This window comes from Tsuneonella flava, assembly GCF_002870965.1.
Taxonomy (GTDB): domain Bacteria; phylum Pseudomonadota; class Alphaproteobacteria; order Sphingomonadales; family Sphingomonadaceae; genus Tsuneonella; species Tsuneonella flava.
The window spans coordinates 310,290-322,859 of record NZ_PHSO01000001.1 but is presented as its reverse complement, the minus strand read 5'-3'; the positions used below and the strand labels follow the sequence as shown (position 1 = coordinate 322,859).

Below are 12,570 nucleotides of genomic sequence, written 5' to 3'. Positions count from 1 at the left end.
GAAGAACGCAATGGAAACACGGGCCAATCACATCTGGGTCGGGGCGGTCACGCTCCTCCTGCTCGCTGCGCTGGCGGTGTTTTTCGTCTGGCTGGCCGGGCTGAACAAAGGCAGTCAGAAAGATTACGACATATTTTTCAACCAGTCGGTTTCCGGCCTGGCGAAAGGGTCGGTAGTCAGCTTCGCCGGTGTCCCCTCGGGGCAGGTCAGCGAAATCCAGTTGTGGGAGAAAGACCCCCAGTTCGTTCGTGTGAGAGTGAAGATTGACGAAAACGTGCCGATTCTGGTTGGCACGACCGCTACGATTCAGGGCTCCTTCACCGGCGTTTCGACTATTATGCTCGACGGTGCGCGCAATGGTGCGCCGCCGATCACATGTGAAACCACTGCCTGCCCGGAAGATGTGCCGGTGATTCCGCCCAAGGCGGGCGGTTTCAACGAATTGCTGGCCAATGCGCCACTGTTGCTGGAACGACTGGCCACATTGACCGAACGGCTGACGCAACTGCTGTCGGACCGCAATCAGGATTCGATTGCGGGAATTCTGGCCAATACCAACAAGATGACGGCGGATCTTTCGAGCGCGACGCCCGAAGTGAAGCGGACGCTGGCTGAATTGCAGGTTACGTTGCGGCAGGGCAGCGAAGCGCTCGATTCGTTCGAGAAGGTGATGAATTCGACCAACGATCTGGTGAACAAGGATGGCCAGAATCTGGCCGAACAGATGCGCCAGACGCTGAAATCCGCCGATCAGGCGGGCAAGGCGCTGACCGCCACGCTCAACGATGCCCGGCCTGCTGCGCGCGAACTGAGCGAAAGCACACTGCCGGCGGTCGATGCGACGATGCAGGACCTGCGGCGTACCAGCAAGGCGCTGCGCGAAATGACAGACCAGCTCAAGAACCAGGGTGCCGGTAGTCTGATCGGGGGCAAAAAGCTGCCCGATTACGATCCGAAATAAGCCCGTGACGAGGAACCTTTCCGTGATGATCCGTCCTATCCGCTATGCCGCTCTGCTGGTTCCTGCCGTTCTGCTGTCCGGTTGCGTCAGCCTCGGCGGCAAAGTGCCCGACAGTTTGCTGACGCTGACCCCCGATGCCACGGTGTCCGCGGGAACGACGATCTCTGGCGATGCTGCCGGTGCGCTGGCTGTGACGGAGCCGGAGGCGGCGGCCAAACTGTCGACCACGCGGGTGCCGGTGCAGGTCGATGCGACCAGCGTCGCCTATCTCAAGGATGCCCAATGGGTTGATGCCCCGGCCAAGCTGTTCCGCAATCTGCTGGGCGAAACGATCCGCGCCAAGACCGGCAAACTGGTGATCGACAACGACGAAACCGCGCTGACGCCCAAACGCCAGTTGCGCGGAACCCTCACCGAATTCGGATACGATGCCCGTTCGATGCAGGCGGTGGTCACGTATGATGCGGTGCTCGACGTCAGCGGACAGAAAGTGAAAACCCGGCGCTTTTCAGCGCAAGTTCCTGCGACCGCACCCGAAGCAGGTCCGGTAAGTGCTGCGCTGAACGAAGCGGCCAACAAAGTGGCCAGCGATGTCGCGGAGTGGGTGGGGTAAGCGGCGAACTGAAGTTCGTATCGTTCTATTCCGACACCCACTTCTCAGGCGCGTTTTCCTCTCGTTACCCCGGCCCGTATCGGGGCTCGGTTCCTGCGCCTGCCTCCCCGCTCGTCATTGCGAACGCAGTGAAGCAATCCATGTCCCGACACCCCCTCCTATCGCGGCGGTTGCGATGGAGGCGAGGTATGGTCGATGGATTGCCACGTCGCCTTCGGCTCCTCGCAATGACGAGTGGAGGGGATACGCGTAATAGCATTGACCAACCATCGGCAGTGCGTCCTCTCCCCCAGAACCAAACCTTCTCCGTGCCTTCGCGCCTTCGTGTGACAAGCTTCCACCCGACGCCCCCTCTCATCGCATCGGTTGCGATGGAGGCGAGGTATGGTCGATGGATTGCCACGTCGCCTATGGCTCCTCGCAATGACGAGGGCGGGAAGGGCCAGCGGGTACGAGGGGGGATTCCCCCCTTCACGCCTCGCCGTTGTTGTCCGTTGCCGCCCGCGCGAAATCGGCCGCCAGCATAAATGCTTTGGTGCGGGTATCGTGGCGGGCCTTGGCCTCTTCGTCGCGGCCCCATAATTCGGCCTGCCAGTGCTCTTCCAGTTCGGAGGCGGCCCACAGAGCGGCATGATCGGCGTCCGGCTCCAGAGCGGACAATGCGACGCACAGCGATGCGGACAGCGCGGTCATCACTTCCAGCGGAGCGAGAATAAACGGATCGAGCCGGGCCAGTCGCGCGCGCAAGGCATCCATTGTCGCATCGGGTTGCAGATGGTGGACAATGCCGCTGACCCGCGCCAGCCGCACCCCTTCGCGCGCTTCGAATGCAGTGACAATCGGCTCCCACACTTCCTGCTGCCGCGCATGGAGCGGTTCGTCGGGATCGGCGCGATAGCACAGCGTGTCGGTTTCGGCATAGGCCAGCAGCTTGGCAGCAGCGCCCGCTGGATCGGCGGCGACCTGATCGATGGCATAGTCTGCCATATCGCGCAGCGGGAAGGTTGCGGGATCGACGTCATCGCCCTGCGCGCGCCATTCCCCGGCCAGCATCTCAGCCAGCGCGCGGGTCGGCAGGATCTGTGCCTTGCCGCCCTGTGTTTTGATCGCGCGCCCGTCGAGAGCGATCTGCCAGACACTCTCCGCAGCGATCACCGACACCTCTTTCCAAAACCGCTTCATTCGGGCGGTGTCCTCCACATGCGAGCCAGGATCTGCGGAGTCACGAACACTTCGATCAAGCCGATCGCCAGCAAGGGCCAGCTTATCCATTGCGGCAGGTCGAATAGCCCCTCGTGAATCAGCAGGCCGAGAATTATGATCGCTACGCCCGACAAGCGCAGAGCATTTATGATGATGTAGCGTCCGCGCGCTTTGTCTTCGTTGCCACCGTCGTTTCCGCCGATCATTGCAGCAATCCTTCCAGTTCGGCACAGGTCGCGGCGACCGCTTCGGCACCTGCTGCGATCAGTTCGGCGGGGGCATGGTATCCCCACGCAACGCCGATGGCGCGCACTCCGGCGGCGCGGGCCATATCGATATCGAAGGTGGTGTCGCCGATCATCACGGCATCGCCCGGCTGTGCCGCCGCTTCGAACAGGGCAGCTTCCAGCATCGCGGGGTGTGGTTTCGAGGGGTGTCGATCCGCAGTCTGGAGCGATATGAACAAGTCTGCGATCCCATGTGCAGCAAGGCAGGCGGCCAGCCCTCGGTCGGATTTGCCCGTGGCCACTGCCAGTTGCCAGCCATTGTCACGCAGCGCGTGAAGCAAGGCGGCGATCCCTTCGAACAGAGGTTCTTCCAGACGTCCCTGTTCGCGAGTGGCGCGGAACGATGCCTTGTATGCGTCGACCGCCGCTGTCTGCCGGTCTGCCTCCGCATCCGGGGCGAGCACGCGCACCGCTTGCGGCAGGCTCAGCCCGACGATGCGGCGCACCCGATTGCGATCGGGCAGTGTCAGGCCCGCAGCGGCAAAGGCCGCATCCATCGCATCGCACACCGCCGCCTGTCCATCGACCAGCGTGCCGTCGCAATCGAACACTGCCAGCCGGGTCATTCGCTGAGAGTCCGCATCAGGTGGGCCAGCGCGGGGCTGCCGTGTTGTTCCAGCCCGCTGGCAATCGCGGCGCGCTCGGCAGCGGACTTGTTCTGCGATAGCTTGAACGTGGGCCGCCACGCCAGCACTTCCAGTTCGAAGCCGACGATGGCGCCCAGCAGTTTACGCCACATGTCGGGCGGGGTTTCCTCGGCCTTCCACTGTTCGCCGCCTGCGCGCCCTTCGTGACGCAGGATCAGCGCGTGGAGCAGCCCCTCCAGCCCTTCCGATCCCATCCGCCGCACCCGCCCTTCGAGTTCGAGCGAGACGTAGTTCCATGTCGGCACAGTTCCCCGGTCGGCATACCAGCGGGGGGAGACATAGGCATCCGGCCCGTTGATCGTCACCAGCACGGTGCCGCCATCGAGATACCGGGTCAGCGCGTTGCCGCGCGCGATGTGGAACTGCACCGCGCCGTCCCCGGTCGAAAGCAGCGGGGTATGCGCCACGCGCGGGCCATCGGGCGTGGTCGTGAACACCATGCCGAAGCCGATTTCATCGATCAGCGTTTCGAACAGAGCGCGATCTTCGCTGCGGAACAGGGCGTTAGGGTGCATCTATCGGTTAGCCCCGGCGCGATGGCTGGCGATGACGACAGGCGCGATCACGGGCGTTTGCCCCGGCCAGCCCCTTTGCCCGGATCACCCTTGGCGACTTTGTTCGCAGCGCCACGGCCACGGCGGGACGGGCGCGATTTGCGAACCTGCTTGGCATGTTGGCGCGCGGCCTGCTTCTTCTCTGTCTTGCCCGGCGGGGGCGGCCCTTGTGTCGGTGCCGCGTCGGACAGCGACAGGTCGAAACCCATCTGTTCCATCGTTGCGGCGAAATGTTCGGGCAAGTCGGCGGTCACGTCCAGCTTGCCGCCATCGGGATGGTCGATAATCAGTCGGCGCGCGTGAAGGTGCATCTTGCGACTGACGCTGCCGGTCAGGAATGCGTTTTGCCCGCCATATTTTCCATCGCCCACGATGGGGTGGCCGATGGCCGCCATATGCGCGCGCAACTGGTGGGTGCGCCCGGTCAACGGTTCCAGCTCGACCCATGCGGCTGTGTTCCCTGCGCGCTCGACCACGCGATAGCGGGTCTTGGCCGGTTGCCCGTTTTCCTCGTCGACATGCATTTTCTCGCCGCCGGTGCCCGGCTGTTTGGCGAGAGGTGCGTCGATCATGCCTTCGCTCAGTTCAGGCCGCCCGACGACCAGCGCCCAATAGACTTTCTTGGCACTGCGCCCGGAAAACCGCTTGGAAAAGAACGCCGCGCTGCCCGGAGTACGGGCGACCAGCAAGACGCCGCTGGTATCCTTGTCCAGCCGGTGAACCAGTCGCGGACGCGGCTCCCCATCGCCGGCAAAGGCATCGAGCAAGCCATCGACATGGTTGTGAGTCTTCGTGCCGCCCTGCGTGGCAAGGCCGGGCGGTTTGTTGAGCACGATGGCCGCGCGGGTCTGCTTGATGACCATCGCTTCGGCCTCTGCCACCTGATCGGGTGTCAGTTCCTTGAGCGGTTTGGCGGTGCGATGCGGAGTATCGCCGCCCGGCGGCACGCGCAGCACCTGCCCCGCGCTCAGGCGGTCCTCCGGTTTGGCCCGCTTGCCATCGACCCGCACCTGACCCGTACGGGCCCAGCGGCTGACCGTGCCGAAGCCGATTTGGGGCAAATGCCGCTTGAACCAGCGGTCGAGCCGGACACCGTCATCGTCCGGCGCGACAGTGAACTGGCGCACTTCGCTGGAGTCGGTTGGGCTGGAGTCGGTTGGGTTTTGTGGTTTGCTCATCCGGCGACTCGCATCGTAATCAGGCCGATATACAGGCCGGTGAGTGCTGCCAGCACCGAAACGATGGCGTAAATCGCTGCGGTCGTGGCCTGACCGCGTTCGATCAGCAGCATCGTTTCAAGGCTGAAGCTGGAAAATGTCGTGAAGCCGCCTAGCAGCCCTACGCCGATGAACAGCCGCCAGGTTTCCCCGTGGCTGCCGTGGCGGGCCAGCCATCCGGCGAGCAGCCCCATCGACAGGCCGCCGATCACGTTGGCCGCCAGCGTCGCCCACGGGAACGCGGTCACGACATTGGGGCCAAGCACGTGGGTCATGAACCGGCCGAGCTGGTAACGCAGCACTGCGCCAATGCCGCCGCCTGCAAAGACGAACGCCGTGGCGGTAAGGGGAGATGGAATAGCCATGTACCGCGCCCTTAGCGCCCTGCGGCGCGCGTGCAAACTCCCCTCGCAGCTTGCAAAATGGCGAATCTCTCGCTACAGGCGCCCCTGTTCGAACCGCTCCGGGAACGGATGCGGGGCGTTTTTCGTTGAAATTCAAAGGCGTTTGCCCGCGCCGTTCGCGGGTTCCACGTCATTTGCTGTGAGGTGTATTCGATTTATGCAGATCATCGTTCGCGATAACAATGTCGACCAGGCTCTCCGCGCGCTCAAGAAGAAGCTGCAGCGGGAAGGTGTGTATCGCGAAATGAAGCTGCGTCGCCACTACGAAAAGCCTAGCGAAAAGCGCGCCCGTGAAAAGGCTGCCGCTGTCCGCCGCGCCCGCAAGATGGAGCGCAAGCGGATGGAACGCGACGGGATCAAGTAAGACAACGCGGGCCAGCGGCCCAATTGTCTTGAACCCACGGCAACGATAAGGCATCGGGGCGCGGAGCAATCTGCGCCCCTTGTCGTATTCGCTCGGTTTTATCCGTTCGGCATCGACGTGTGGGGTTTCGCATCAGGCCGGATTCCCGGCACACAGTATCAGGAATACGTCTGCCATGACTGAAATCACCCGCGTTCCGCTGCAACCCATTGCCAAGGGTTCGCTCACCAAGCTCTGGCTGGGTGTGATCGTTGTCGTGCTGATCGCGGCAGGCATTGCCTGGCTCGCCACGCCCAAGGGTGTTTCGATTGACACGCTGACAGCGGGCAGCGGGCCGACCCCCACTGCGGAAGATGTCGTGTTCGTCGAATATGTCGGCAAGCTGGCCGATGGTAAGGAATTCGACCGGTCGCAGCCCCTGCCGCCGGTGGCGAAAGGCATTTTCCCTGAAGGCACCCCGATGACTCTGGGCGAAGGGGAAACAATCCCCGGTTTCCGCGAAGGGCTGATGAAAATGCAGAAGGGCGGCCACTATGTGCTGCATATTCCTGCTGACAAGGCATATGGCGCCACGCCGCCCCCCGGCGCGCCGATCCCGCCCAACGCCGATCTGGTATTCGATATCAAGGTCAGCGAAATCATGGCCCGCGCCGATTTCGAACGCCGTGTTCAGGCGATCCAGCAGATGATGCAAATGCAGATGCAGGGTCAGGGCGGCGCTGCACCGGGTGCTGGCGGCCCGCAATAATCCAGCCTTTCTGAGATTGCCGTAAGGGCAGCGTTTGGGTCGCGAACGGCGATTGCGAACGCTGCCCTTTCGTGTGTCTGGCGAAGTTGCGGGAACGGTTGCAACGGAGGTGGCTGGACCCCGGCTCAGGGGCCGGGGTGACGGGGAGAGTGAGGCAGATGCCTGCTTCACTTCCGCTTCCCCAAATCGTCACGCCGGACTTGATCCGGCGCCCCGCTTTTCTTCAGGTGCGCCGCGTCAGATCGTGCTACTCCTCAACAATAATGCGAGAGTATTGCAGGGGCGGAGAGGCATATGAACGATCACGAAACGGCACGGCAACCGAACGATACCTCTGACGAATCGCACAGCGAATGGACCTTGCGCCCGTGGTTGCTCGGTGCCGTGCTCGCCGCTGCCGGGCTGGCGATCCATTTTTCCGGCGGAGGGGCTGGGCCGTATGTGAAAGTGGGCTGGCGCGCGGCGCTGGCCGCGTTCCTGTTCTTCGGGTCGATCTCGTTCGCTTTTCTGGTCGAGCGTGACCGGTGGAAAGGCGCGCTGGCATTTGCGCTGGGCGCAGGCGTAGTGATGGCGGGGCTTGCATGGCGGGCGGTCGGCGGCGGCGATAGTATTGCGGATCCCGAATATGGCTTCTTCGCCGGGGTGATCGCCACCGGTCTGGCTCTGCCGATGTATCAGGCGGGGTTCCACCGCACCCGCTTTGCCACGCCTTATCGCACACTGCACGAGTCGGCATGGAGCGACGCGATCAGCGGTGCGGGCGCGCTGGCGTTCATGGGTGCCGCATGGCTGATGCTGGCGCTGATGGCGGCGCTGTTCCATCTGCTGAAAATCGATTTCCTGCGCGATCTGATGAACAAGGACTGGTTCGGCTGGATATGGAGCGGCGCTGCGTTCGGCGCGGCGCTGGGTGTTCTGCGGAACGAATTGAAAATCCTCGGCACGTTGCAGCGGGTGGTGATGGTCGTGCTGTCGATCCTCGCGGTGCCGATGGCACTGGGGCTGGCGCTGTTCCTGCTGGCGATGATCGTTTCGGGGCCGGATGTGCTGTGGGAAGCGACACGTAGCGCTACGCCGATCCTGCTGACTTGCGCCGCCGGGGCATGGGTGCTGGCCAATGCCATCGTGCGCGATTCGGATGTCGATGCCAGCCACAATCGCGTGCTGCGGATTGCCGGGCTGGTGCTGGCGCTCAGTATCCTGCCGCTGACGGTGTTCGCAGCGGTATCGCTGGGCACGCGGGTGGCGCAATATGGCCTCAGTCCAGAGCGGCTGTGGGGGCTGGTGGCGATTGGCGTGGCCTGTGCTTACGGCCTTGCATGGCTGGTCGCGGTGCTGCGCGGGTGGCGCGGCAAAGCGCAGTCAGGCGGCTGGATGGCGCGCATCCGCGAATCGAACATTCATCTGGCGGCGGCGATCTGCGTGGTTGCGCTGTTTCTTGCTTTGCCGATTCTCGATTTCGGGGCGATTTCCGCGCGCAGCCAGATCGCCCGGCTGGAAAGCGGCAAAGTCAGCCCTGACAGGTTCGACTATGCCGCGCTGCGGTGGGATTTTGGCGACGCCGGGCGCCGCGCTCTGGCCAGGCTGGCGCAGGGCGAAGGCGATACCGCCAAATTCGCCAAAGAGGCGCAGGCGCAGAAAACGCGCCCCTATCGCACGATGACACCGGCGGAAGTGACCGATTTCCTCATTAGATTGCAACCATCTGATCCAAAACTGGAAAAGCTTGTTCGCGAGTATATCAGAGATAACCGGTGGGTATGTAACGAAGCCTGCATTGCGATTGAAACCCGCGCACCACGCGACGGGAAACGCCATGTCGCCATCGTGCAAGGTAGGTCATTTGCGGAAGTTACCTTGCCCGAAGCGGACACGCCGAGCGATGCATTGGCGAAGGAATACCCATCGGTCAGCGGGCCGGACAGCAAGGTTGAAATTCGCACAATCGAGAAGCGTTACATTTTCGTCGACGGAAAACCGCTCGATCGCCCACTGGATGACGACTGACCCGCTTGAAGCGCCGCGCGCTCGCGGCTAACGGCAGAGTCATGTCCGTCGACAGAGAAACCGTGGCGAAGATCGCCAGCCTCGCGCGCATCCAGATGGATGACGCTGCGCTTGACCGTATGGTCCCCGAATTCAACGGCATCCTCGCCTGGGTGGAGCAATTGGGGGAAGTCGATACCAGCGGTGTCGAACCGATGACCGCGGTCATCCCCAATCATCAACGGTTGCGTGACGATGTCGTCGATGCCGATCCGCTGACCGGTGGCGGCATTCGGGATAAAGTGCTGGCCAATGCGCCCGCTGCTGAGCACGGGTTCTTCGGGGTGCCCAAGGTCATCGAATGAACCGCCGGGGCAACCGTTCGCTTTTCTCCGCACGGGCGGGGATCGCAATCAATCTGGCGAAGCCCGCGCGGCATTCCGCGCTCTTCTTCGCAGGGACATTTACAGTATGACCGACCTGACTGATCTTGGCGTAAAGGCGATCCGCGATGGGGTTGCTGCCGGTACGTTTTCCGCCCGCGAAGTGGCAGAGGCGTTCAACGCCAATGTCGCCGCCGCGCAGGATGCGCTGAACGCATTCATCGTCGCCACCCCGGAAAAGGCGCTGGAGGCGGCGGAGGCAGTGGACGCTGCCCGCGCCAAGGGTGAAACGCTGGGCAAGATGGCCGGTGTTCCGATCGGGATGAAGGATCTGTTCGCCACGCAAGGTGTGCAGACCACCGCTGCCAGCCATATCCTCGAAGGGTTCATTCCTCAGTATGAAAGCACCGTTTCGGCCAATTTATGGAAGGCCGGGGCGGGGATGCTGGGCAAGCTCAACCTCGATCAGTTCGCGATGGGGTCGAGCAATGAAACCAGCTATTTCGGCAATGTGATCTCACCCTGGCGCAAGCAGGGTAGCAATGCCGGGCTGGCGCCGGGCGGTTCATCGGGCGGCAGTTCGGCGGCAGTGGCCGCGCGCCTTTGTCCGGCGGCGACCGGCACCGATACCGGCGGCTCGATCCGCCAGCCCGCTGCCTTCACCGGGATCACCGGGATCAAGCCGACCTATGGCCGTTGCAGCCGCTGGGGCATCGTGGCCTTCGCCAGCAGTCTGGATCAGGCGGGGCCGATGGCACGCGATGTCACCGATTGTGCGATCATGCTGGAGGCGATGGCCGGGTTCGATCCGAAGGATTCGACTTCGCTGAACCTGACAGTGCCCGAATGGACCGATGGTCTGGATGCGGACATGAGCGGGCACCGGGTGGGCATTCCCAAGGAATACCGGATGGAAGGGACCGACCCCGATATTCTGGAATCGTGGGACAACGGCATTGCCTGGTTGCGCGACGCGGGGGCGGAAATCGTTGAGGTGAGCCTGCCGCACACCAAATACGCGCTGCCTGCCTATTACATCGTCGCGCCTGCCGAGGCATCGAGCAATCTCGCGCGGTACGACGGGGTGCGTTACGGCCTGCGCGATTTGCCCGAAGGGGCCAATTTGCAGGAAATGTATGCCGCCACCCGCGCGGCCGGATTTGGCGACGAAGTCAAACGGCGGATCATGATCGGCACATATGTACTCAGCGCCGGGTTCTACGATGCCTATTACAATCAGGCGCAGCGCGTTCGCACACTGATCTCGCAGGATTTCAAGGCGGCGTTCGAGCACTGCGACGTGATCCTTGCACCCACGACGCCCACTGCCAGCTTCCCGCTGGGGGATAAGTCCGACGATCCGCTGGCGATGTACCTCAACGATGTGTTCGCAGTGCCCGCTTCGCTCGCGGGCCTGCCTGCGATGAGCGTTCCCGCCGGGCTGAACAAGGATGGTCTGCCGCTCGGCCTGCAATTGATCGGCAAGGCGTTTGACGAACAAGGCGTGCTCAACGCAGGTCTCGCTATCGAACAGCGCGCCGGGTTCACCGCTCGGCCGGAGAAGTGGTGGTGAACATCGGTCTAATCGAGGTAATCGCAGGCATTGCGGTGATGATTACGCTCTATCTGGTGCCGGCCGTTCTGGCCCGCCGGGTGGCGCATGGCGAAGCGCGCTTCGACAAGAATGGAAAGTTGATCGACGATGAGTAGCTACCGCATTCAGGGTGTAACCGGCGAATGGGAGGTCGTGATCGGCCTGGAAGTTCACGCGCAGGTTACTTCCAACGCCAAGCTGTTTTCCGGCGCCAGCACCGAATTCGGGGCGGAACCGAACGCGCAGGTCAGCCTTGTCGATGCGGCGATGCCGGGAATGCTGCCGGTGCCCAACCGCGAATGCATCCGTCAGGCAGTGCGTACCGGGATGGCCATCGAAGCGCAGATCAACAAGTGGAGCCGGTTCGACCGCAAGAACTACTTCTACGCCGATTTGCCGCAGGGTTATCAGATCAGCCAACTCTATCATCCGCTGGTAGGCGAAGGCTCGCTGCTGATCGAAGCGGACGAGAAGGCGGGTATCCCGGCGGACAAGCGCATCGGGATCGAGCGTATCCATGTGGAACAGGATGCAGGCAAGCTGATGCACGATCAGCACCCGACCATGTCCTACGTCGATCTCAACCGCAGCGGCGTGGCGCTGATGGAAATCGTTTCCAAGCCCGACATGCGCTCCCCGGCCGAGGCAGGTGCCTATGTCCGCAAGCTGCGTTCGATCCTGCGCTATGTCGGTTCGTGCGACGGCAACATGGAACAGGGTTCGATGCGCGCCGACGTGAACGTATCGGTCCGCAAGCCGGGCGATGAATTCGGCACCCGCACCGAAACCAAGAACGTCAACTCGGTCCGCTTCGTGATGGCGGTGATCGAGCAGGAGGCGCGCCGTCAGGTCGATCTGATCGAAGATGGCGGGAAAGTGGTGCAGGAAACGCGCCTCTACGACCCGGACCGCAACGAAACCCGGTCGATGCGGAGCAAGGAAGACGCGCACGATTACCGCTACTTCCCCGATCCCGATCTGCTGCCGCTGGACCTGGACGACGATTTTCTGGTCGAATGCCGCGAAAGCCTGCCCGAACTGCCCGACGCGAAGAAGCGCCGTTATGTCGAAGAGCTGGGGCTGAGCGAATACAACGCCACGCAGCTCACCGCCGAAGTGGAAGGGTTTCGCCGGTTCGAAGACGTGCTTTCCGCCACCGCCAGCGCGCTGGGCAAAGGTGACAAGGACGTTGCGACGCAGGTTGCCAACTGGACGCTTTCGGTCGCGCCGGGCGTGCTCAACGCTCTGGGTGATGAGGCGAAGGTTGAGAACAACACCGCCGCCGCCAGTGCCGCGATCCTGAAAATGCAGGATGCAGGCGAAATCAGCGGCGGGCAGGCCAAGGAAATCTACGAAATCGTACTCAAAACCGGTCGCGAACCGACCGAGATTGCCGAAACCGAAGGGCTGAAGCAGCTCAGCGATACCGGCGCGATCGAAAGCGTGATCGACGAAGTTTTGGCTAACAATGCCGACAAGGTTGAGGAATACCGCGGCGGTAAGGACAAGCTGTTCGGCTTCTTCGTTGGCCAGACGATGAAGGCGCTGCAGGGCAAGGGCAATCCGGCAGTGGTCAATCAGATTTTGAAGGACAAGCTGGGCTGACGCG

15 protein-coding genes are annotated in these 12,570 nt (G+C 62.7%); 9 read left to right on the top strand and 6 right to left on the bottom strand.

The window, feature by feature from the left end; translation table 11 throughout:
• The first annotated feature begins 10 nt into the window (after positions 1-10).
• Entirely contained in the window at positions 11-961 is a 951-nt protein-coding gene (locus tag CV013_RS01475) for an MlaD family protein (RefSeq protein ID WP_102153487.1), read from the top strand.
• A gap of 25 nt (positions 962-986) precedes the next feature.
• On the top strand, positions 987-1,574 hold the full coding sequence (locus CV013_RS01470; RefSeq protein WP_102153486.1) for an ABC-type transport auxiliary lipoprotein family protein: 588 nt from the start codon (positions 987-989) through the stop codon (positions 1,572-1,574).
• A 471-nt stretch (positions 1,575-2,045) separates the two neighbouring features.
• On the opposite strand, the gene CV013_RS01465 is transcribed toward CV013_RS01470, so the two are convergent.
• Genes CV013_RS01465 through crcB form a run of 6 tightly spaced genes read right to left on the bottom strand, consistent with a single transcriptional unit; the run spans position 2,046 to position 5,847 of the window.
• Positions 2,046-2,756 carry an ATP12 family chaperone protein gene (locus CV013_RS01465; protein ID WP_102153485.1) on the bottom strand — a complete coding sequence of 237 codons (711 nt, stop codon included), beginning with the start codon at positions 2,754-2,756 and terminating at the stop codon, positions 2,046-2,048.
• On the bottom strand, positions 2,753-2,983 hold the full coding sequence (locus CV013_RS01460; protein WP_102153484.1) for a hypothetical protein: 231 nt from the start codon (positions 2,981-2,983) through the stop codon (positions 2,753-2,755). The genes CV013_RS01465 and CV013_RS01460 overlap by 4 nt, the downstream gene beginning before the upstream one ends.
• Positions 2,980-3,630 (bottom strand): HAD-IA family hydrolase, encoded by a 651-nt coding sequence (locus tag CV013_RS01455; RefSeq protein ID WP_102153483.1) that lies wholly within the window; start codon positions 3,628-3,630, stop codon positions 2,980-2,982. Before CV013_RS01455 ends, CV013_RS01460 begins: the two co-directional genes overlap by 4 nt.
• Entirely contained in the window at positions 3,627-4,226 is a 600-nt protein-coding gene (locus CV013_RS01450) for an FMN-binding negative transcriptional regulator (RefSeq protein WP_102153482.1), read from the bottom strand. The genes CV013_RS01455 and CV013_RS01450 overlap by 4 nt, the downstream gene beginning before the upstream one ends.
• A gap of 47 nt (positions 4,227-4,273) precedes the next feature.
• Positions 4,274-5,443 carry an RluA family pseudouridine synthase gene (locus CV013_RS01445; protein ID WP_102153481.1) on the bottom strand — a complete coding sequence of 390 codons (1,170 nt, stop codon included), beginning with the start codon at positions 5,441-5,443 and terminating at the stop codon, positions 4,274-4,276.
• On the bottom strand, positions 5,440-5,847 hold the full coding sequence (gene crcB, locus CV013_RS01440; protein WP_102153480.1) for a fluoride efflux transporter CrcB: 408 nt from the start codon (positions 5,845-5,847) through the stop codon (positions 5,440-5,442). The genes CV013_RS01445 and crcB overlap by 4 nt, the downstream gene beginning before the upstream one ends.
• A gap of 196 nt (positions 5,848-6,043) precedes the next feature.
• Between crcB and rpsU the strand changes: the two genes are divergently transcribed.
• The 7 genes from rpsU to gatB all read left to right on the top strand — a co-directional run bounded on the left by rpsU (position 6,044) and on the right by gatB (position 12,566).
• Positions 6,044-6,250: a 30S ribosomal protein S21 gene (gene rpsU, locus CV013_RS01435; protein WP_095012790.1), complete on the top strand. Its 207-nt coding sequence runs from the start codon at positions 6,044-6,046 to the stop codon at positions 6,248-6,250.
• Between the two features lie 175 nt (positions 6,251-6,425).
• Positions 6,426-6,998, top strand: a complete 573-nt coding sequence (locus CV013_RS01430; RefSeq protein ID WP_102153479.1) for an FKBP-type peptidyl-prolyl cis-trans isomerase — start codon at positions 6,426-6,428, stop codon at positions 6,996-6,998.
• Between the two features lie 294 nt (positions 6,999-7,292).
• Positions 7,293-9,005 (top strand): DUF4153 domain-containing protein, encoded by a 1,713-nt coding sequence (locus tag CV013_RS01425; RefSeq protein ID WP_102153478.1) that lies wholly within the window; start codon positions 7,293-7,295, stop codon positions 9,003-9,005.
• A 41-nt stretch (positions 9,006-9,046) separates the two neighbouring features.
• The gene (gene gatC / locus CV013_RS01420) at positions 9,047-9,349 is read left to right on the top strand and encodes an Asp-tRNA(Asn)/Glu-tRNA(Gln) amidotransferase subunit GatC (protein WP_102153477.1); all 303 of its coding nucleotides are present in this window, start codon (positions 9,047-9,049) and stop codon (positions 9,347-9,349) included.
• Positions 9,350-9,455: 106 nt separating this feature from the next.
• On the top strand, positions 9,456-10,940 hold the full coding sequence (gene gatA / locus CV013_RS01415) for an Asp-tRNA(Asn)/Glu-tRNA(Gln) amidotransferase subunit GatA (RefSeq protein ID WP_102153476.1): 1,485 nt from the start codon (positions 9,456-9,458) through the stop codon (positions 10,938-10,940).
• The gene (locus CV013_RS15475) at positions 10,937-11,077 is read left to right on the top strand and encodes a hypothetical protein (protein WP_157935718.1); all 141 of its coding nucleotides are present in this window, start codon (positions 10,937-10,939) and stop codon (positions 11,075-11,077) included. The genes gatA and CV013_RS15475 overlap by 4 nt, the downstream gene beginning before the upstream one ends.
• Entirely contained in the window at positions 11,070-12,566 is a 1,497-nt protein-coding gene (gene gatB, locus CV013_RS01410; protein WP_102153475.1) for an Asp-tRNA(Asn)/Glu-tRNA(Gln) amidotransferase subunit GatB, read from the top strand. Before CV013_RS15475 ends, gatB begins: the two co-directional genes overlap by 8 nt.
• Positions 12,567-12,570 lie beyond the last annotated feature (4 nt).

Excerpts from the sequence above, each read along its gene's own strand:
- CV013_RS01460 (WP_102153484.1), bottom strand. The coding sequence starts at position 2,983 with ATGATCGGCGGAAACGACGGTGGCAACGAAGACAAAGCGCGCGGACGC.
- crcB (WP_102153480.1), bottom strand. The coding sequence starts at position 5,847 with ATGGCTATTCCATCTCCCCTTACCGCCACGGCGTTCGTCTTTGCAGGC.
- CV013_RS01465 (WP_102153485.1), bottom strand. The coding sequence starts at position 2,756 with ATGAAGCGGTTTTGGAAAGAGGTGTCGGTGATCGCTGCGGAGAGTGTC.
- rpsU (WP_095012790.1), top strand. The coding sequence starts at position 6,044 with ATGCAGATCATCGTTCGCGATAACAATGTCGACCAGGCTCTCCGCGCG.
- CV013_RS01475 (WP_102153487.1), top strand. The coding sequence starts at position 11 with ATGGAAACACGGGCCAATCACATCTGGGTCGGGGCGGTCACGCTCCTC.
- gatB (WP_102153475.1), top strand. The coding sequence starts at position 11,070 with ATGAGTAGCTACCGCATTCAGGGTGTAACCGGCGAATGGGAGGTCGTG.
- CV013_RS01445 (WP_102153481.1), bottom strand. The coding sequence starts at position 5,443 with ATGAGCAAACCACAAAACCCAACCGACTCCAGCCCAACCGACTCCAGC.
- gatA (WP_102153476.1), top strand. The coding sequence starts at position 9,456 with ATGACCGACCTGACTGATCTTGGCGTAAAGGCGATCCGCGATGGGGTT.
- CV013_RS01455 (WP_102153483.1), bottom strand. The coding sequence starts at position 3,630 with ATGACCCGGCTGGCAGTGTTCGATTGCGACGGCACGCTGGTCGATGGA.
- CV013_RS01450 (WP_102153482.1), bottom strand. The coding sequence starts at position 4,226 with ATGCACCCTAACGCCCTGTTCCGCAGCGAAGATCGCGCTCTGTTCGAA.
- CV013_RS01470 (WP_102153486.1), top strand. The coding sequence starts at position 987 with ATGATCCGTCCTATCCGCTATGCCGCTCTGCTGGTTCCTGCCGTTCTG.
- CV013_RS01430 (WP_102153479.1), top strand. The coding sequence starts at position 6,426 with ATGACTGAAATCACCCGCGTTCCGCTGCAACCCATTGCCAAGGGTTCG.
- CV013_RS01425 (WP_102153478.1), top strand. The coding sequence starts at position 7,293 with ATGAACGATCACGAAACGGCACGGCAACCGAACGATACCTCTGACGAA.
- gatC (WP_102153477.1), top strand. The coding sequence starts at position 9,047 with ATGTCCGTCGACAGAGAAACCGTGGCGAAGATCGCCAGCCTCGCGCGC.